The organism is Flavobacterium sp. W1B (assembly GCF_047344965.1).
Lineage (GTDB): Bacteria > Bacteroidota > Bacteroidia > Flavobacteriales > Flavobacteriaceae > Flavobacterium.
On the sequence record NZ_CP178845.1, the window covers coordinates 1,112,437 to 1,131,721 of the forward strand.

Sequence of the window (19,285 nt, forward strand, 5' to 3'; positions counted from 1 at the left end):
CGAAAACGGACAAACTTCAATAAATTAATTTTTTGTTAATTTTTATTTTCACGTCAGATTATTAATTTAGTTTTGATTAACATTAAAAACTTAAACTCTATGAGAAAATTACTTTTTATCGCATTAGCATTTGTTAGTGCCATTAGTGCGATAGGACAAACCAAAGCGACTTTAACTTTTAAAGCCGAAATTGCCAACAGAAATACTGATGCCATTAGTTTTCTGAATAGAAATGATGGTAAGGAAATTAAAAAGATTTTAGTTGGAAAAGATGGAGTTTTTAAAGATTCTTTCGCTATTGAGGAAGGTTTTTATATGTTATTTGATGGGAAAGAATATACTCAATTGTTTCTTAAAAACGGTTATGATTTAAAACTTAAAATGGATGCTCAGAAATTTGATGAATCAATTGTCTATGCGGGAAAAGGAGCTTTAGAGAATAATCTATTGGCACAAAATGCAATTGAAGAAGCAAAGTATGACTATGATACGCTTTTAGCTTCAACCGAAGAAGGTTTTGCAAAGCTTATCGCTGAGAAAAAAACAGCTGATTTGTTAAAATTAGAGAATGCAAAATTAGATCCTAATTTTGTGGCTTTGCGAAAAAAGAGTATTGATAATTCTTTGGCTGGATTGGCTAAGTATCATCAAGAAGGTTTGAAAACAAATAAAATGAATGGTTCTCTTTCTCCATCTTTTGATTACGATAATTACAAAGGTGGAAAAACGAAATTAGAAGATTTTAGAGGGAAATATGTTTATATTGATATGTGGGCAACTTGGTGTGGTCCTTGTCGTAACGAAATTCCTTTTTTGAAGAAATTAGAAGAAAAATACCATCAAAAAAACATTGTGTTCGTTAGTATTTCTATCGATCAATTGAAAGATGTTGAAAAATGGAAAAAATTTGTTAAAGAGAAAGAATTAGGCGGAGTTCAGCTTTTTGCTGATAATGACTGGAATTCACAATTTGTTAAAGACTATAATATCGGTGGAATTCCTAGATTTATTTTGATAGATCCAAACGGAAAAATTGTCAAAGCCGATGCGCCTAGACCTTCTAGCGCAAGTATTGAAGCAGAGTTTGATGCTCTTTTGAATTAGAATATTTTTTTAAAAGACAGGAAACACCAATGTGAAAGCATTGGTGTTTTTTTGTGATATATTCAAAAGTGATTTCTTTGTTGCAAAATACGATTTGTGCTTTTTTTTAATATTATTTATATATAATGTGAAATTTTAAACCAATTTTTTTTTAAAATATACCAGTACCTACCAGTTTTTTGTAACTTGCCCAAAAAAACATCGGTTCATGAAAATTATTTCAATCCAAAATAATCTCGGTTTACCTAAATACAGGCAAATAGTTTTATCAATTGAAAAAGCAATTGAAAAAGGAATTTTAATAAAAGGAGAGCGACTTCCATCAATAAACAAAGTATGTTTAGAGTTCTCATTGTCGCGTGATACCGTTTTGCAAGCTTACGAAGAATTAAAAAAAAGAGGTATAATCTATGCTATTCTGGGCAAGGGTTATTACATAAAGAGTACAGAGGTAACGATAAAACAAAAAATATTTTTATTGTTTGACGAATTGAATATTTTTAAGGAAGATATCTATAATTCGTTTTTGAAAAGTATTGGTGATGATGTTCAGGTTGATATTTTCTTTCATCATTTCAATAATGAAATGTTTCGAAAGCTGATCAATGAAAGTAATGGGAATTATACTAAATATATAATAATGCCTACTAATTTAACGGGAGCGGCATTAGCAATAAAAGCTTTGCCACCCAAAGAGGTATTTATACTGGATCAAACTAATCCTGACTTGAAATCGTATCCGGCGGTTTATCAAAATCACCGAAAAGATATTTATGATGCTTTATTGAAGGGAAAATCGAGGCTGGATAAATTCAAAAAACTAATCATTATTTTTCCGGGATTTAGAGAACCTCTAGGAATGAAAGAAGGTTTTGAAAATTTCTGTAAGGATTTTTCTTTTGAGTATGAGGTAATCACAAAGTTTGCTAATCGCGAAATTGAAGTTGGCGAAACGTATGTTATTCCAAATGACCGAGATTTAGTAGCGGTTATCGAAAAGTCAAAAGTGCAGAACTTGAAGTTGGGGACTGACTATGGTATTGTTTCTTATAATGAAACTGCCTTGAAAAAAGTGGTAGAAAACGGTATTACGACCATTTCGACGGATTTTGAGGCTATGGGGGAAATTTTGGCACAAATGGTTTTAAAAGGAAAAAAAGAACAAATAGAAAACAAGTGTTCTTTGATTATTAGGAATTCTTTGTAAATAAAAAACCCTGTTCAATTTAATGAACAGGGTTTTTTGCTTAATTTTTTAATTCTTAAACACTATGTTTTGGTGTAAAACCATCATCGCTTAATTCTTGGTGAACATAATTTTCAACCATTAATCCTTCATAATCTACTTTTTCATCTTTTCCAAAACGTTTAAGGATACTTTCGAAGATCGCGTAAACTACTGGTACGATAATTAAAGTAAGGAATAACGATGAAATCAATCCTCCAATAATTACCCAAGCCAATCCGTTGTTCATTTCGGCTGCAGCTCCTTTTGCTAGAGCAATTGGCACCATACCAAATACCATCGCAATTGTCGTCATCAAAATAGGTCGAAGACGGGCGTGGTTTGCCTGGATTAATGCATTATAAGTGCTTTCTCCAGCGTCTTTTCGGTGGTTCGCAAAATCGACTAGCAAAATCGCATTCTTACATACCAGACCAATTAACATAATGATACCTAGGATGGTAAAGATGTTTAATGAATTGTTTGTTAAGGCTAAAGCAATTAAGGCTCCGATAAACGATAGCGGAATGGAGAACAATACCACAAACGGCATCACAAAGCTGTTGTAAAGCGCTACCATCACTAAGTAAACTAAGATAATCGCAGCTAACATCGCAACTCCCAAGGTTCCAAAACCTTCGGTTTGGTTTTCCATATCACCACCCCAAACATAATTTACACCAGCTGGACGTTCCATTTTTGAGAATACCGCTTCCCAATCGGCAGCTACAGTACCTGTTGGGCGACCTACAGTTTGTGCTTCAATCGTTACGGCAGTACTTTTATCTCTTCTTTCTAGCATACTTGGTCCTGAACTTTCTGTAATAGCAGCAAATTGACCTAATTTGATTTGTTGTCCTGCATTGTTGATGAAGATAATTTCTTTTACATCGTTTATGTTCGAGCGATTGAATTCATCGTAACGAATGTTGATATCGTATTCGTATTCTCCTGCACGGAATTTCCCATCAGTGTTTCCGCTAAAAGCAGTTTGCATAGTCATACCAACAGTTTGTAATGATAATCCTAAAGCAGCCATTTTATCACGGTCTACCTGAACTTTAATCTCAGGATTTCCTGCTTCTGAAGTTAATTTCACTCCTGAAGAACCACTGATTTTACGTAACTCAGTTGCCGCTTTTTCAGCAAATCCCATAACGTCGTCTAGGTTAGATCCCGTAACAGTTAATGAAATTGGTGCTTTTTCAGCTCCCATTAATCCCATTGGAACGGTTTTAATTTTTGCACCTACTAATACGTTTTCTAATTGCTTTTTAATTCTAGCAGCATAAACGAATGAGTTGTCTTCACGTTGGTCTTTTTCTACTAATTTAACATGAATCTCAGACTTATAAGCAGTAGATTGAGAAGCTCCCATTCCTTCACTTGTCTGTCCAACCGTAGTAATCATGTCTACGATAGATTTGTCTTTACGCAAATAGTTTTCTGCTTTTTGCGTCATAAAGTTAGTTTGTTCAATTGAAGCATCTTTTGGCAATTCAATTTGAACTAAGAATTCTCCTTTATCCGTTTTTGCGAAGAATTCCCCTCCAATAAATCCGCCGCCAACTAATGCAAACGAACCAAAAAAGGCAACTAGAATAATAGCTAAAGTTGTTTTCTTATATTTCAATGACCATTTTAAAATATCGGTCACTTTGTGAGTGAAAATATCCAATCCTTGTTCGAAACCTAAAATAATTCTTCCAAATAATGTTTTGTTTGTAACATGTTCCAGTTTACCATATCTTGAGAATAACCATGGTACGATTGTAAACGAAGCTAACAATGATAATAAGGTAGCAATAATTACGGTAACACAGAACTGTGTAATAATGTTAGAAACCAATCCGGTACTCATTGCGATAGGTAAAAATACTACCACAATAACTAAGGTAATCGCTACTACGGTAAATCCAATTTCAGAAGCACCATCATAGGCTGCACGTACTTTGTTTTTACCCATTTCCATGTGGCGGTGAATGTTTTCTAATACCACAATGGCATCATCCACAAGAATACCAACCACTAACGAAAGACCTAATAAACTCATTAAGTTTAAGGTATAGCCCATTAATGAAATTCCGATGAAAGTAGCAATTAACGATACCGGAATAGAAACCATTACGATTAACGCATTACGGAAACTGTGTAGGAAAAACAACATTACAAAGGCTACCAGTAAAATAGCGATGAATAAATCGTGTATTACCGCATCAGCAGCAGCTAGTGTAAATAAACTTGAATCGTTGGCAACGCTTAATTTTAAACCGCTTTTTGCATAATCTTTTTCAATTTGAGCAATCTTTAAATTCGTTTGCTTACTTACTTCTACAGCATTCGCATCTGATTGTTTTACAATTTGAAGAATGATAGAGCTTTCTTGATTAATACGAGAAATTTTGTCTACTTCTTTTTGTGAATCTTGTACATCAGCGATATCAGACAAACGAATTTGAATTCCATTTGCAGATGAAATAACTAAGTTACGTAATTCCTGAACATCTTTGTATTTTCCTGATAAACGAATCAGTGTACTGTTTGCTCTTGTTTTGATGTTTCCTGTTGGGAAATCAAGATTAGAAGATAGAACGGCTTGTTGCACTTCAGGAACAGAAAGCCCGTATCCCTTTAATTTATCAGCATCTAGGCTTACTTGAATTTCTCTCTCTTGTCCACCCACAAGGTTTACTTGGGCCACTCCTTTTACACGGGATAAAATAGGTTGAATTTTTTTGTCCAAAAGGTCATAAAATTCGGTTTCATCCATTTTAGCTGTTGCACCAATAGTCATAATTGGCAAATCACTCAAAGAGAATTTGCTCAATGAGGGCGGATCAACATCTTCAGGTAAATCTTTTAGAACGGCGTTGATTTTTCGTTGGGCATCGTTAAGTGAGTAATCGGCGTCGGCATCGGCAGTAAGTGTTATCATTACTACAGATAAACTTTCGTACGACTTTGATTCAATTTTCTTAACGTTTTCTAATGTAGAAACGGCGTCTTCTAATTTTTTGGTTACGGTATTTTCAACCTCACCAGGAGAAGCTCCAGGATATACGGTAGCTATTGTTACTACGTTAATCTCAAATTTTGGGATTAATTCGTAACTTAATTGATTGTAACTGAACAGACCTCCTAGTGTTAGTATGATAAATAACACTATTATGATGGAAGGTCGTTTTATGGATATATCGACTAATTTCATAGTTAATTTTTATATTTTATGTTGTAATTATTTAACTACGTTAACTTTAGCAGTGTCAGTTAGGTTGATTTGTCCGCTAATAACAACAATATCTCCGTTATCTAAACCGTCTAAAACTTCTACTCTATCACCAAAAATACGCCCGGCAACAATTTTTTTCAATGTAGCGATACTGTCTTTTACCACAAAAATCTGGTTGCTGCTCACGCTTCCTACGAAAGCGCTTCTTGAAACAGTTTTAATTGCACCTTGATTGCTTTTTGCAGCTGAAAAAGTGGCTGTTCCGTACATTCCGGCTTTAATCTCATTATTTGGATTGTTTGCGATTTCAATTTCGATTGGGAAATTTAATGAAGCATCTGCTTTTGGAGCGATGAACGTAATTTTTCCGCTGAAATCTTTATCAGGATACACACTTGCTTTTACGTTTACAGTAGATCCTATTTTCAAATTAGCAATTTGACTTTCACTTACGGTTACTTTCAATTTTAATTTAGAAACATTCACTAATTCGAATAATTGAGTTCCTGCACTAACAACAGAACCTGGCTCGATGAATTTTTTATTTACAATTCCATTGATAGATGATTTGATCGTAGCATCTCCTATAGCTATTTTAGCTTGTTGCATTCTCGCCTTTGCGTTAGATAAGTTTAATTTGGCGTTGTCTACTTGTTGTTTAGTAACACCACCAGTTAGGTACGCATTTTCAAAACGTTGCAAATCGGCCAATGCCGTTTGATAGCCTGCATTTGTATTTTGAACATCTACATTTAATTTATCTCCTTTGATAATTGCCAAAGTTTGTCCAATTCTAACAGTACTTCCTTCTTCAACTAATACACTAGAAACTCTACCGGCATTTTCTGCTGAAAAATTCAATTCTTGTGATGGGATAAAATTTCCGTTTGCTACAAAGTTTAAATCTACATCTTCTGTTGTCACGGTATCGATACGTACCGATACGGCGCTATTTTTTTCGGCTACAATAGCAGTCTCAGCAGCATTTTTCTTTTTGTTATTTATTAATGTAAATACTGATAAGCCAACGAGAGCAAGTCCAATTACGATATATGTTATTTTTTTCATTTTAATGTGTAGAGTTATTTATTTGATTAAGTTTTTAAGTTCTCCTTTTGATTTGATTAATTGAATTTCTGCTAGTTTGTAATCTAATATTGCAGAGGTATAATTGTTTTGTGCTTCTGTCAATGAGTTTTCCGCATCTAATAAATCCGTTAAAGAAGCCAGTCCTTGCAAGTAATTGTTTCTAGTGTTTTCTAATACTTCTTTAGCTAACTGTGCATTCTCTTTTTGATTGTTAATAGTGATTAAACTATTGTCAATCTGAGTTTTTGCATTAGCGAAAGCCAAATCAAGACCTAATTTTGTATCGTCGATGTCTTCTTTTATGGTTCTTAAATCAATGTCGGCTTGTCTTACTTTGGCACGAGTTCCAAATCCAGTAAAAATGGGCACTTTTAAATTCAAACCAATTGAAGAGAAATCAGACCAATACACACCGTCGGCTGGTTTTGCGCCAAGGGGCATTTTTGGGCCCTGACCAATGTAATTGTATCCTGCACTCAATGATAATGTTGGGTAATAGCTAGCTTCAACAGCCTTTTTTTGATAACTCAAAAGTTGTTCTTGTTTTTTCAAAAGCAAATATTCTGTTCTGTTTGCTGTATTTGGAATTTCTGATAACGACTGGGGACTTACTTCAAATGCAGTTTGTGGAATCTCAATTTGAGTTTCTATTGGCATTCCCATGTAAAATTTCAATGCGTTTTCTTGAATTTGTACTGCATTCAAAACTTGTTGACGTTGAGTATTGATGTTTGAAATCTTTACTAAAATTCGATCCAAATCAATTTTTTTAGCTAAACCATTATCAAATTGACCTTTAATGATGTCTCTTACTTTAGTTGTGTTTTTATACGTACTGTCAATAACTGTAAGCTTTTGTCTTTGCACATAAACCTGATAGTAATTATTTGACACACGCTCAATTACTTGCTCTTCCGTTAATTGTTCGTTTATTTGGTAAAACTCTCTAGTTGATTTTGCCGCTTTCAAACCGGTAAAAACCGTTTGGTCGAATAGCGCTTGTGTCAAAGAAACACCTGCTACTGAACTCCACTTTTGACCAAAAGCAGCCTGAATAGTTGTACCTGGAGCACCAAATCCTGCGCCATCAATAACAGTGGTTTGTATTACAGGGTTGTAAGTTAAGCTACCATTGGCAGAAATTTGTGGTAAGGCTCTAGAGCGTACTTCCTGAATTTGGTATTCACTGTTCTCTACTTTCAGTTTTGCTTTTTTAGCATCAGCTTTGTTTTCTAAAGCGAAGTTGATGGCCTCTTTTAGCGTAAGCGATTTGACTTCTTGCGCATTAGTGGCAAGTGCAAATGTTAGGGTTAATAATATGATGATTTTCTTCATTGTTTATGTAATTGGATTAAGTAAGTTTTTTTCTAATTCGGCAATTCCCTTTTCGGTAGCCATTGCTCTGGTGTGGTATTCTAATGCACCATATTCAAGGTTATATGCTTCTCTTTCTGAATGTGTGTTTTCGTTAATGCTGAAAATTAAGTAATAATAAAACTTTACATAGGCGTCAATATCTAATGCTTCTCTGTATAAACCTTGTGTAATTCCTTTTTCGATGTTCAGTCTAAAACAATATTCACATTCTTCAACTTGAAACTTTAAGGCACTTTTGTAAACTTCGGGATAATGTTTTTTTAGTTGATAAATGGGTGATGTTTCGGATGATTTAAACATGTCGTCAAACATGCGTCTGATTTGAAAGTTTTCTTCAATGGCATTGTAGTTTTTTGAGGTTACTTCCTCTATAAGTTGGCGTACCTCTTTGTGAATGATTTGAACACTTTCCTCGACTAATAATTCTTTATTGGCAAAATATTTATAAATCGTTTTTTTAGAAATGCACATTTCACCTGCAATATCATCCATTGTAATACTTTTGAAACCCAGTTTCAAAAACATGTCCTTTGCTTGTGATATTATTTTTTCTTTCATTTTATTGAATTATTTTTTCTATTTAAGCACTGAATTCTAAATTAGCAACAAGTTTAATGTCTTGCCCCATTGCTAAACCACCTGATTGATTGTATGAATTTAATGTTAGGCCAAAATCTTTACGATTTATGCTTCCGGTTATCTCAAAAGCCGCTTTTGTGCTTCCGTTATAGGTTTCAATTCCTATTAGCTCTGCATCAAGCTCTACCACTTTAGTGATATTTTTGACAGTCAAATTTCCTTTTAAAAAGTTGATGTTCTTATTTACTTTTTGAAATGAAATAGATTTGAAACTGATAATTGGATACTCGTTTGTGTCAAAAAAATCATTTAATTTCAAATGAGAATCGACCTGATCTAATTTTGTATCCTTATTGTTTATGTCTAGATCAAATGTAATGCTGGCATTTTGCAGTTCATTATTTTGAATATCTAAGTAGCCGTCAAATTTGTTTTTTGTTCCGGCTAAGTAGGCAATTATGGAATGTCTAATTTTAATTAGAGCATCCGATTGGCTTGAATCAATTGTCCATTTTGTTGTCATAATTAATTAGAATTATTTATTTGATTTCACGTTAAAGTAAAAAGTAATGTTAAATTTTCGACTGCAAATGTAGTGTGGAAACTTTGGAAACAGAAATAGTTTCCAAAGTATTTGCTTTTTTTTAACATTTGATTTAGCAACCTAGTTTGTAATCAGGAGTGAATGCTGTAAATTAGCCGAAAATTATTTTATGCACGTCATTAGTCAGTATCGGGATTTTTTCTTAACTTATTTAGGGAATCAGTCAATCAATAAAGAACCTAGGAATTTATATGAACCTATTGAATATATAGTAGGTTTAGGAGGAAAACGAATGAGGCCCATTTTAACCTTGATGGCTTCGGAGGTTTTTAATACTGATTATAAAAAAGCACTTCCTGCGGCTATGGCTGTAGAGGTTTTTCATAATTTTTCATTAGTTCATGACGATATTATGGATGATGCTCCTTTGCGTCGCGGAAACGAAACCGTGCATGAAAAATGGGATCTCAATACAGGAATTTTGTCTGGTGATGCCATGCTTATTCTGGCTTATCAGTATTTTGAACAATATGAGCCGATTATTTTTAGAAACTTGGCAAAACTGTTTAGCAAAACAGCGCTCGAAGTTTGTGAAGGCCAGCAATGGGATGTTGATTTTGAAGGCCGAAAAGATGTTACAATCCCTGAATACCTCAAGATGATTGAGTATAAAACTGCTGTTCTTGTTGCTGCAGCGATGAAAATGGGAGCTATAGTTGCCGAAGCTTCTGAGGAAAATGCCAATTTAATTTATGAATTCGGACTCAATTTAGGCTTGGCTTTTCAGTTGCAAGATGATTTTCTTGATGCGTTTGGTAATCCGGAAACCTTCGGGAAACAGGTAGGTGGTGATATTATCGAAAATAAAAAGACTTATTTATATTTAAAGGCATTAGAATTTTCAACAAAAGAAGATGCACAGCAACTGATGCATTTGTTTTCGGTGCAACTTGCAGATAATTCTGAAAAAATTAGTGCTGTAAAAGAAATTTTTAATCGTTCAGGAGCTTCAAAAGCAACCCAAGAAGCTATACAGGAATATACCTTTAAAGCTTTTGATACACTTGTAAAAATGAATATTGAAGAAGAAAAGAAAGCGATATTAAGAGCTTTCGGTGAAGCTTTAATGGGAAGAAAAGTTTAGATCTGAGATTTTTGATTACTGAAGTTCTATTCAGTTAGAAAGCATTTCAAAATCAAACAATCAAAAGCGTCATTTTATAAATCCAAAATCAAAATTCCCATGTATGTAGCTCCAATAAATATTGATTTGCTGTTTTCGGAAGCCGAAAAAGAGACTTTGTATATCAAATTGATAGAGCAACTAAACAAAGATTTTAATCTGGCTAACGAAGGAGTTGATTTTCCGTTGAGCATCTCCCCGGAGGAATTGAAAATTCAATTACACGAAAAAATTTACAGACTCATTCAGTACAAATTTGCGGAGTATCTCAATTTGCTGTATATCATTGATGTTTCCGAGGAACAAATAAAGCAACTGGATGGTTCAGATTTGGTTATTCTAGCAGAAGAGGTTTCTTTTTTGATTCTAAAAAGAGAATGGCAAAAAGTGTGGTTTAGAAATAAATACCGTTAAAAGTTATAAGTAGTTAGAAATAGTTTTTAAAAAAAAACTTACAAACCCATAACTCTTAACCCTTTTTTAAAAATAAAACCTTACAAAAGGCATGAATGCGCTGCCGTAAATGTTGTTGGTGTCATTCAATACATTGTAACGAGCGCCCATAGTGACATTTCCGGTTCGGTAACCAGCGCCAAGAAATAGACCAGTATTCCAGTAATCTTGTGAGTTGCTGTTCGAGCCGTTAAGGTTTACATTTACTCTTAATTCTTCTAATTCTGCCGAAAGTTGTATTTCCTGAATAGGATTGAATAGGGCTATTAAGCTTCCTCCGTACAAATTAGAAGCGTAATAATTGCGTTGTTTTATATAGGTGTATTGCGCGCCAAGTCCTAAAGCTACGTATTCATTAAAATTGTAAATAGCACTTGGTGCTATAGAAATATTGGTATAGCCGGTACCGAGACTTAAACCAACTCCTCCTCCAAACTGTACATTTCTCCAAAACTCATTTCTGGAATTTGACATATTTTGTTGTTGTTGGGCTAACAGATTATTAGAAATTAATGAAATAATGACAAGCAGAATTAATTTTGAAACAGAAAAAAAGCTATTCTTTCTCATGTGAATTTAAATTTTTGAACAATTTAACATTTAAATGTAAGTAAAAGTAAATATAAATTTAGGGGATTATTGTACTTTTGTCAAACTATTTTAACAAAAAGTATATTCACTGATATTATGGATAGGTTTTCATTTTTAAACGCAGCACATACAGAGTTTTTTGCACAATTATACGATCAATATTTAGAAAATCCAGATAGCGTAGAGCCAAGCTGGAGAAGTTTCTTTCAGGGCTTTGACTTTGGGATGGCTACTTATAATGATGAAAATCCAGCGACTTACATCGCAAATGTTGCTGCTGGAGCTATAGAATGTGCACCCATTTCTGAAAAACTTCAAAAAGAATTTAACGTATTAAAACTGATTGACGGCTACCGTTCTCGAGGTCATTTATTTACAAAAACAAATCCAGTTCGCGATCGTAGAACATCTAATCCTACTTTGGATATTGAAAATTTCGGACTTTCGAGTTCAGATTTAAATACCGTTTTTGATGCAGCTAAGATTATAGGTAAAGCGCCTTGTTCGCTTTCGGATATCATCAAACACCTTGATACTATTTACTGTCAGCACATTGGTGTCGAGTACATGTATATCAGGAATCCAGGCGTTATTAAATGGATTCAAGATAAACTAGGTGTAAATGATAATTTGCCTAATTTCTCCAAAGAGGAGAAAAAATCAATTTTAAATAAATTGAATGAGGCAGTTTCTTTTGAGAATTTCTTGCATACAAAATACGTAGGTCAAAAACGTTTTTCTCTAGAAGGAGGGGAAACAATTATTCCCGCATTGGATGCTTTGATCGAAAAAGCAGCCGAAAAAGGAGTAGAGCAATTCGTTATGGGAATGGCACATCGTGGTCGTTTGAACGTTTTGGCAAACATATTTGGTAAATCTACTCAGGATATTTTTGGGGAGTTTGATGGTAAAGATTACGATCAAGAATATTTTGACGGAGACGTGAAATACCATTTAGGTTTAACAGCTGATAAAGTAACAGCTTCAGGAAAAAAAATAAACATTAATTTAGCACCAAATCCTTCGCATCTGGAAACTGTAGGTGCAGTAATTGAAGGAATTACCAGGGCAAAACAAGATAAATATTTTCCGGATGATTTTTCCAAAGTATTGCCAATTGCCGTTCACGGTGATGCTGCAATTGCAGGACAAGGCATTTTGTATGAAATCATTCAAATGGCACAACTTGACGGTTACAAGACAGGTGGTACCATTCATATTGTAATTAATAATCAAGTAGGATTTACGACAAATTATACTGATGCCCGTTCTTCCAAATATTGTACGGATGTTGCTAAAGTAACTCTTTCTCCAGTATTGCACGTCAATGCTGATGATGCAGAAGCAGTGGTACATGCCATAGAATTTGCTTTGGATTATAGAATGGAATTTGGGCGAGATGTATTTATTGATTTATTAGGATATAGAAAATACGGGCATAACGAAGGAGACGAACCTCGTTTTACACAGCCGGTATTATATAAACTTATTGCAAAACATAAAAATCCTAGAGATATTTATGCAGAGAAATTATTGTCAGAAAGCGTTATAGATGCTACTTATGTAAATGGATTAGAGAAAGAGTATAAATCTAATCTAGAGATAAATCTTGAAGCTTCACGCAAAAAAGATTTGACAATTATTACTCCATTTATGAAAAATGAATGGAAAGGTTTTGAGCAGGTTTCTGATACTCAAATGTTGCAAAAGGTTGATACTTCTTATTCTAAAGAGGGATTAACTCAGGTGGCAAATGCCGTTTGTAACTTGCCTTTGGATAAAAAATTCATCAAAAAGACAGAAAAATTAATAAATGACCGAAAAACCATGTTCTTTGAAAACAATCAATTAGATTGGGGAATGGGGGAACATTTAGCGTATGGCTCTTTATTGCAGGAAGGTTATGATGTTCGTATTTCTGGTCAGGATGTGGAACGTGGAACTTTCTCTCACCGTCATGCTGTAGTTAAGGTAGAAGACTCTGAGGAAGAAGTTACATTAATAGATAATTTAGAGGGAGCAAAAGGGAAATTTAATATTTTTAATTCTTTTTTATCAGAATATGGTGTTTTAGGTTTTGATTATGGTTACGCTTTGGCTAATCCTAATGCATTGACCATTTGGGAAGCACAGTTTGGAGATTTCTCTAATGGAGCCCAAATTATGATCGACCAATACATCTCTTGTGGCGAAGACAAATGGAACAACCAAAACGGAATTGTTTTGCTGTTACCTCACGGATACGAAGGACAAGGAGCAGAGCACTCTTCAGCAAGAATGGAAAGGTATTTACAACTTTGCGCCAGACATAATATGTATGTTGCTGATTGTACAACGCCAGCGAATTTCTTTCACTTGTTGAGAAGACAAATGAAAACGACTTTCCGTAAACCGCTTATTGTGTTTACACCAAAGAGTTTGTTGCGCGATCCAAGATGTGTTTCTCCAATAGAAGATTTTGCAAACGGAAGCTTCCAAGAAACGATTGACGATACAACGGTAAATAAAGCAGATGTGAAAACATTGGTTTTCTGTACTGGAAAATTCTATTACGACATAACTGCCGAAAGAGAAAATAACGGACGTAAAGATGTAGCCGTTGTGAGAATAGAGCAATTATTTCCATTGCCAGTAGAGCAATTGAAAGCAATTATAGCTCAATATCCAAACGCAGATGATTATGTTTGGGCACAAGAAGAACCAAAAAACATGGGAGCATATAGTTTCATGTTGATGAATTTCAACTTGGTAAAATGGAGATTGGCTTCTCTAAAAGCATATGCGGCACCGGCTTCAGGAAGTTATACCAGAGCAAAACGTCGTCATGCCGATGCTATCAGAATGGTTTTTGACAAGGATTTATTCAACTGTTAGAAAGATTTCTTCGAGCAATAAATAAGAACAGAACAAGCAGTAGTTGTTTTTAAAACAATTCAAAATATAAAATTCATAATTTAAAAATTATACAAGATGATTTTAGAAATGAAAGTCCCATCACCTGGGGAATCTATAAAAGAAGTTGAAATTGCAACTTGGTTAGTAAAAGACGGAGATTATGTAGAGAAAGACCAAGCAATCGCTGAGGTTGATTCTGATAAAGCAACATTGGAATTGCCAGCTGAAGCTAGTGGGATTATCACATTGAAAGCAGAAGAAGGTGACGCAGTAGCGGTAGGGGCAGTAGTTTGTTTAATTGATACTGCGGCAGCTAAACCATCGGGTTCAGCACCTGCACCAGCAGCAGCTCCAGTGGCTGAAGCTCCAAAAGCAGCAGCAGTTGCGGCTCCGGTAGCAGCTCCAGCAGCAACTTATGCTTCAGGAACTCCATCTCCGGCAGCAAGAAAAATATTAGACGAAAAAAATATAGCGCCTGCTACTATCACAGGAACAGGAAAAGACGGAAGAATCACTAAAGATGATGCCGTAAATGCAGTGCCGTCAATGGGAACTCCTACAGGAGGATCTAGAGGAACGGAGCGTACAAAACTATCTATGTTGCGTCGTAAAGTAGCAGAAAGATTGGTTGCTGCCAAAAACGAAACGGCTATGTTAACTACTTTCAACGAAGTAAACATGACGCCTATCAATTTGATTCGTAACGAATACAAAGATGCTTTCAAAGCAAAACATGGTGGAATTGGTCTTGGATATATGTCTTTCTTTACAAAAGCAGTTACAAGAGCGTTAAAATTGTATCCGGATGTGAATTCTATGATGGACGGTGATTATAAGATTGCTTACGATTTCTGTGATATCTCTATCGCTGTTTCTGGGCCAAAAGGACTGATGGTTCCTGTAGTTCGTAACGCAGAGAATTTAACTTTCCGTGGTGTTGAAGCTGATATCAAAAGATTGGCTCTTAGAGCGCGTGACGGTCAAATTACAGTTGACGATATGACAGGAGGAACTTTTACAATCACTAATGGTGGTGTTTTTGGAAGTATGTTATCTACTCCTATTATTAACCCTCCTCAGTCTGGAATCCTTGGAATGCACAACATTATCGAGCGTCCAATTGCCGTAAACGGAAAAGTGGAAATTCACCCAATGATGTATGTAGCACTTTCTTATGACCATAGAATTATTGATGGTCGTGAGTCAGTTGGTTTCTTGGTAGCTGTTAAAGAAGCTCTTGAAAATCCAATGGAATTATTGTTAGATAACAATCCTAAAAAAGCATTAGAATTGTAAAAATCATTTCTAATTATAAAAAAATCCCATTTGACAATATTTGTTAAATGGGATTTTTTATTTGAGCAAATATAAATAATTATTGTAATAATCTACAATCGCCTTTCCTTTCATTAAGACATCGGCACCTATGATACCGTGAACCGGTTTTGCCTTGTGTTGTGTTAATGCCTCATTGACATGGGACAAATCAAAAATTACGAGATCAAATGAGTGGTCTTTCCAATTGCCTAATTGTAGTTGGTTCTTGGTTGCCATTTGTGTAAACATTCCCGTTGCTCCTGCTCCGGAAGCTTTGGTTTTTGATTTTTTGGCTTCCACCAAAAATAATTCAACGCTTTCAAATCCGATGCAGCTACTAGAAGCGCCAGTATCTAAGATGAAATTTCCTATAACGCCATTTATTTTGGCCTTTATCAGTAGATGTTGGGTTTTTGTAATTTTAAATTTTATTTTTTTGTAATTCTCTTTTTTAAGGATCTCGTGTAGGTTTTTCATATGCAGACATTTGTTGCTTTTTATCGGTCATATGCAATATGCCAGTTTGAAGTATATCTTCATTCCAGTTTGTGTTTTTCGGAAACATGGCTATTTCATAAATCAAATAAAGGGTACTCAAATGTAATCTAAAAATCCAAGAATCTAAAAATTGACCAATCAAAATAGTAACTTTGCAGCTTTCAAATAAAACAAATGATTATTACCGATACCCATACCCATCTTTATAGCGAAGAATTTGATCAAGATCGTGATGAGATGATACAACGCGCTATAAATGCAGGCGTTTCAAGATTTTTTATTCCCGCGATAGATTCCACTTGTACGGAAAGTATGTATGAATTAGAGAAAAATTATCCTGAGAATGTTTTCTTGATGATGGGATTGCATCCTACTTATGTAAAAGATAATTATCTGGACGAATTACAACATGTAGAAGAGGAATTAGCCAAAAGGAAATTCTATGCCATTGGTGAAATTGGAATTGATTTATATTGGGATAAAACCCATTTGAAGGAACAGCAAATCGCTTTTAGAAAACAAATACAATTGGCTAAAAAATACAAATTGCCCATTGTAATCCATTGTCGTGAAGCCTTCGATGAAATATTCGAAATTTTGGAGGAAGAAAAGGGAGCTGATTTGTTTGGGATTTTTCATTGTTTTACCGGAACCTATGACCAGGCTTTAAAAGCGATTTCCTATAATATGAAATTGGGAATTGGCGGTGTTGTGACTTTCAAAAACGGAAAAATAGACCAGTTTTTGAATCAAATTGATTTGAGACACATTGTTTTAGAAACCGATTCGCCTTATTTGGCTCCAATCCCTTTTCGAGGGAAAAGAAATGAAAGTAGCTATTTGATAAATGTTGTCGATAAATTGGCTCATATTTATGAGGTTTCGGCCGAAGAAATAGCAACTATAACAACTGAAAATTCAAAGATTATTTTTAGTATTTAATATAGAATTCACAAAAAATTGATATTTTTTTTGTTCATTTGCCCACCTAAAATAACCAAAATGCAAAAATTTGACGCTATTCGGCCATTTTATGATTCCGAAATTAATGACGCTATTCACAATGTGATTGATCATCCTATGATGAAGGCATTGATGAATTTCACTTTTCCTGATGCGGCTGATGAAGTATGGAAAGAGCAACTTAGTAGAACCCAGTCCATTCGTGATTTTCAATGTAATTTTATCTACCATACTATAAATAATGTTCTTAAAAGAAGTTCTGATGGATTGACTACTTCTGGCTTTGAAAAGCTAGAGAAAAATGAGTCCTATTTATTTGTGTCAAATCACAGAGATATTGTTTTGGATACTACCTTGTTGAACGTTGCCTTATTCGAACATGGAATGGTAATGACAGCTTCGGCAATTGGTGATAATTTGGTAAAAAAGGATTTCCTGAACATCTTGGCGAAGATGAATCGCAACTTTTTGGTGCAACGTGGTTTGACACCACGTGAGATGTTACAAAGTTCGAAAACCTTATCAGAATATATTGGTCATTTATTGCAGCATGAAAATAGATCTGTTTGGATTGCACAACGTGAGGGAAGAACCAAAGACGGAAATGATACTACCAATCCTGGGGTTTTGAAGATGCTTGGAATGGGTTCTGATGAAAAGAATCTGATGGATTATTTCAAAAAGATAAAAGTGGTTCCTGTTTCTATTTCGTATGAATATGATCCAACGGATGTTTTGAAAATTCCACAATTGTTGGCCGAAGCCAATAATGAAGTATATATCAAAGAGAAAAATGAGGATTTCATGACACTTCTTAGTGGTGTTATGGGGCAAAAGAAAAGAATTCACATCCACATAGGCGATGTTCTCGATAAGGAAATTGATACCATCAAGGAAGAATTTGATAATTCTAACAAGCAAATTCAGGCATTGGCGCAAGTGATCGATGATTCTATATTGAGTAACTATAAATTATGGCCTACAAATTATATTGCTTACGACATTTTAAATAAAACCGAAGCTCACGCTTCTCTTTATACCGCAAACGAAAAATCGCTTTTTGAGCGTAGATTAGATATGCGAATTGATGCTGATAACCCTATTGCGTTGCAGGGGTTGCTGGATATGTATGCCAATCCCGTTGTTAATAAATTGAAGTATGTAGATGAACTCAAAAGCTAAAATACTTTTAATATATACTGGCGGAACCATCGGGATGCGCAAGGATTTTGATACAGGAGCTCTAAAAGCATTTAATTTTAGTAAATTATTGCAGCGAATTCCTGAATTGAAACAGTTGGATTGTGAAATAGAAACTTTTTCATTTAAAAATCCGATTGATTCCTCTAATATGAATCCCCAAAAATGGGGAGAGATAGCCTCTATTATTGAAGCTAATTATTCAAAATTTGATGGTTTTGTCGTGCTTCATGGATCAGATACAATGTCTTATTCAGCTTCGGCAATGAGTTTCATGTTGGAGAATTTAGCAAAACCAGTTGTTTTTACGGGCTCGCAGTTGCCAATAGGGGATTTACGTACAGATGCCAAGGAAAATTTGATTACAGCCATTCAGATTGCTTCATTGCAAAATAATGGAAAACCGGTTATTACCGAAGTCTGTCTTTATTTTGAATATAAATTGTATCGAGGCAATAGGACTACCAAAATAAATGCGGAACATTTTAAAGCTTTTACCTCCCCGAATTATCCTGCATTAGTTGAGTCTGGCGTGCATTTGAATATGAGATCTGAATTATTTTTGTCTAAAAATGAAGGTAAGGAATTGATAGTTCATAAAGATTTAGACAATAATGTAGTGATTGTTAAAATGTTTCCCGGGATGAGTGAAGTAGTCTTGTCGGCTATTTTTGACATTCCGAATCTTAAAGGAATTGTGCTTGAAACCTATGGTTCTGGAAACGCACCTAACGAAGATTGGTTTTTGAATTTATTGGTTAAAGCCATAAATAAAGGATTGCATATCATTAATGTTACCCAATGTTCAGGTGGAAGTGTAAATATGGGGCAGTATGAAACCAGCACTTCTATGAAGGAAATAGGAGTAATATCAGGAAAAGACATTACAACAGAAGCGGCTATTACAAAATTGATGTATCTGTTGAGTTTAGATATACCTCAAAATGAGTTCAAAACAGCATTTGAAACTCCTTTACGCGGTGAAATAATATAATATTAGATTTTACTTTTGTAAGTCACTTTTTTTTGTGTTCTTTG

16 protein-coding genes are annotated in these 19,285 nt (G+C 34.6%); 9 read left to right on the forward strand and 7 right to left on the reverse strand.

The features are described from left to right. Positions 1 to 99 precede the first annotated feature (99 nt). Positions 100 to 1,104 carry a TlpA family protein disulfide reductase gene (locus tag ACMDB5_RS04910; protein WP_413999900.1) on the forward strand — a complete coding sequence of 335 codons (1,005 nt, stop codon included), beginning with the start codon at positions 100 to 102 and terminating at the stop codon, positions 1,102 to 1,104. Positions 1,105 to 1,312: 208 nt separating this feature from the next. Next, positions 1,313 to 2,311: a GntR family transcriptional regulator gene (locus ACMDB5_RS04915; protein WP_413999901.1), complete on the forward strand. Its 999-nt coding sequence runs from the start codon at positions 1,313 to 1,315 to the stop codon at positions 2,309 to 2,311. A gap of 55 nt (positions 2,312 to 2,366) precedes the next feature. Here ACMDB5_RS04915 and ACMDB5_RS04920 read toward each other — a convergent pair whose 3' ends face one another. The 5 genes from ACMDB5_RS04920 to ACMDB5_RS04940 are packed head-to-tail and all read right to left on the reverse strand — an operon-like array spanning position 2,367 to position 9,126. After that, complete coding sequence (locus ACMDB5_RS04920) at positions 2,367 to 5,537, reverse strand: efflux RND transporter permease subunit (RefSeq protein WP_413999902.1); 3,171 nt, start codon at positions 5,535 to 5,537, stop codon at positions 2,367 to 2,369. Positions 5,538 to 5,564: 27 nt separating this feature from the next. Beyond that, a complete protein-coding gene (locus ACMDB5_RS04925) occupies positions 5,565 to 6,626 on the reverse strand; it encodes an efflux RND transporter periplasmic adaptor subunit (protein WP_413999903.1) in 1,062 nt (353 codons plus the stop codon). 18 nt (positions 6,627 to 6,644) lie between these two features. Then, complete coding sequence (locus ACMDB5_RS04930; protein WP_413999904.1) at positions 6,645 to 7,982, reverse strand: TolC family protein; 1,338 nt, start codon at positions 7,980 to 7,982, stop codon at positions 6,645 to 6,647. 3 nt (positions 7,983 to 7,985) lie between these two features. Further along, on the reverse strand, positions 7,986 to 8,582 hold the full coding sequence (locus ACMDB5_RS04935) for a TetR/AcrR family transcriptional regulator (RefSeq protein ID WP_413999905.1): 597 nt from the start codon (positions 8,580 to 8,582) through the stop codon (positions 7,986 to 7,988). Positions 8,583 to 8,604: 22 nt separating this feature from the next. Beyond that, on the reverse strand, positions 8,605 to 9,126 hold the full coding sequence (locus ACMDB5_RS04940) for a YceI family protein (RefSeq protein ID WP_413999906.1): 522 nt from the start codon (positions 9,124 to 9,126) through the stop codon (positions 8,605 to 8,607). A gap of 190 nt (positions 9,127 to 9,316) precedes the next feature. On the opposite strand from ACMDB5_RS04940, the gene ACMDB5_RS04945 reads away from it, so the two are divergent. Then, complete coding sequence (locus ACMDB5_RS04945) at positions 9,317 to 10,291, forward strand: polyprenyl synthetase family protein (RefSeq protein WP_413999907.1); 975 nt, start codon at positions 9,317 to 9,319, stop codon at positions 10,289 to 10,291. A gap of 99 nt (positions 10,292 to 10,390) precedes the next feature. Continuing rightward, positions 10,391 to 10,744, forward strand: a complete 354-nt coding sequence (locus ACMDB5_RS04950) for a hypothetical protein (RefSeq protein ID WP_413999908.1) — start codon at positions 10,391 to 10,393, stop codon at positions 10,742 to 10,744. Between the two features lie 66 nt (positions 10,745 to 10,810). Here ACMDB5_RS04950 and ACMDB5_RS04955 read toward each other — a convergent pair whose 3' ends face one another. Beyond that, positions 10,811 to 11,353, reverse strand: coding sequence for a hypothetical protein (locus ACMDB5_RS04955; protein ID WP_413999909.1), 543 nt, complete (start codon positions 11,351 to 11,353; stop codon positions 10,811 to 10,813). Between the two features lie 117 nt (positions 11,354 to 11,470). Here ACMDB5_RS04955 and ACMDB5_RS04960 point away from each other — a divergent pair, with 117 nt between their 5' ends. Continuing rightward, positions 11,471 to 14,248 (forward strand): 2-oxoglutarate dehydrogenase E1 component, encoded by a 2,778-nt coding sequence (locus ACMDB5_RS04960; protein ID WP_413999910.1) that lies wholly within the window; start codon positions 11,471 to 11,473, stop codon positions 14,246 to 14,248. Positions 14,249 to 14,344: 96 nt separating this feature from the next. Next, positions 14,345 to 15,565, forward strand: coding sequence for a 2-oxoglutarate dehydrogenase complex dihydrolipoyllysine-residue succinyltransferase (gene odhB, locus ACMDB5_RS04965; protein WP_413999911.1), 1,221 nt, complete (start codon positions 14,345 to 14,347; stop codon positions 15,563 to 15,565). 57 nt (positions 15,566 to 15,622) lie between these two features. Here the strand turns inward: odhB and ACMDB5_RS04970 are convergent, their stop codons facing one another. Then, positions 15,623 to 16,063 carry a retropepsin-like aspartic protease gene (locus tag ACMDB5_RS04970; RefSeq protein WP_413999912.1) on the reverse strand — a complete coding sequence of 147 codons (441 nt, stop codon included), beginning with the start codon at positions 16,061 to 16,063 and terminating at the stop codon, positions 15,623 to 15,625. A 195-nt stretch (positions 16,064 to 16,258) separates the two neighbouring features. On the opposite strand from ACMDB5_RS04970, the gene ACMDB5_RS04975 reads away from it, so the two are divergent. Genes ACMDB5_RS04975 through ACMDB5_RS04985 form a run of 3 tightly spaced genes read left to right on the forward strand, consistent with a single transcriptional unit; the run spans position 16,259 to position 19,241 of the window. Further along, positions 16,259 to 17,026 (forward strand): TatD family hydrolase, encoded by a 768-nt coding sequence (locus ACMDB5_RS04975; RefSeq protein WP_413999913.1) that lies wholly within the window; start codon positions 16,259 to 16,261, stop codon positions 17,024 to 17,026. A gap of 60 nt (positions 17,027 to 17,086) precedes the next feature. Further along, the gene (locus ACMDB5_RS04980; protein WP_413999914.1) at positions 17,087 to 18,229 is read left to right on the forward strand and encodes a 1-acyl-sn-glycerol-3-phosphate acyltransferase; all 1,143 of its coding nucleotides are present in this window, start codon (positions 17,087 to 17,089) and stop codon (positions 18,227 to 18,229) included. After that, positions 18,213 to 19,241 carry an asparaginase gene (locus tag ACMDB5_RS04985; protein ID WP_413999915.1) on the forward strand — a complete coding sequence of 343 codons (1,029 nt, stop codon included), beginning with the start codon at positions 18,213 to 18,215 and terminating at the stop codon, positions 19,239 to 19,241. Before ACMDB5_RS04980 ends, ACMDB5_RS04985 begins: the two co-directional genes overlap by 17 nt. Positions 19,242 to 19,285: the final 44 nt, after the last annotated feature.

What these genes read in the sequence shown, in the direction of transcription:
- ACMDB5_RS04915 (WP_413999901.1), top strand. Translation starts at nt 1,313, where the DNA reads ATGAAAATTATTTCAATCCAAAATAATCTCGGTTTACCTAAATACAGG.
- ACMDB5_RS04935 (WP_413999905.1), bottom strand. Translation starts at nt 8,582, where the DNA reads ATGAAAGAAAAAATAATATCACAAGCAAAGGACATGTTTTTGAAACTG.
- ACMDB5_RS04970 (WP_413999912.1), bottom strand. Translation starts at nt 16,063, where the DNA reads ATGAAAAACCTACACGAGATCCTTAAAAAAGAGAATTACAAAAAAATA.
- ACMDB5_RS04930 (WP_413999904.1), bottom strand. Translation starts at nt 7,982, where the DNA reads ATGAAGAAAATCATCATATTATTAACCCTAACATTTGCACTTGCCACT.
- ACMDB5_RS04945 (WP_413999907.1), top strand. Translation starts at nt 9,317, where the DNA reads ATGCACGTCATTAGTCAGTATCGGGATTTTTTCTTAACTTATTTAGGG.
- ACMDB5_RS04975 (WP_413999913.1), top strand. Translation starts at nt 16,259, where the DNA reads ATGATTATTACCGATACCCATACCCATCTTTATAGCGAAGAATTTGAT.
- odhB (WP_413999911.1), top strand. Translation starts at nt 14,345, where the DNA reads ATGATTTTAGAAATGAAAGTCCCATCACCTGGGGAATCTATAAAAGAA.
- ACMDB5_RS04980 (WP_413999914.1), top strand. Translation starts at nt 17,087, where the DNA reads ATGCAAAAATTTGACGCTATTCGGCCATTTTATGATTCCGAAATTAAT.
- ACMDB5_RS04985 (WP_413999915.1), top strand. Translation starts at nt 18,213, where the DNA reads ATGAACTCAAAAGCTAAAATACTTTTAATATATACTGGCGGAACCATC.
- ACMDB5_RS04925 (WP_413999903.1), bottom strand. Translation starts at nt 6,626, where the DNA reads ATGAAAAAAATAACATATATCGTAATTGGACTTGCTCTCGTTGGCTTA.
- ACMDB5_RS04960 (WP_413999910.1), top strand. Translation starts at nt 11,471, where the DNA reads ATGGATAGGTTTTCATTTTTAAACGCAGCACATACAGAGTTTTTTGCA.
- ACMDB5_RS04910 (WP_413999900.1), top strand. Translation starts at nt 100, where the DNA reads ATGAGAAAATTACTTTTTATCGCATTAGCATTTGTTAGTGCCATTAGT.
- ACMDB5_RS04920 (WP_413999902.1), bottom strand. Translation starts at nt 5,537, where the DNA reads ATGAAATTAGTCGATATATCCATAAAACGACCTTCCATCATAATAGTG.
- ACMDB5_RS04955 (WP_413999909.1), bottom strand. Translation starts at nt 11,353, where the DNA reads ATGAGAAAGAATAGCTTTTTTTCTGTTTCAAAATTAATTCTGCTTGTC.
- ACMDB5_RS04940 (WP_413999906.1), bottom strand. Translation starts at nt 9,126, where the DNA reads ATGACAACAAAATGGACAATTGATTCAAGCCAATCGGATGCTCTAATT.
- ACMDB5_RS04950 (WP_413999908.1), top strand. Translation starts at nt 10,391, where the DNA reads ATGTATGTAGCTCCAATAAATATTGATTTGCTGTTTTCGGAAGCCGAA.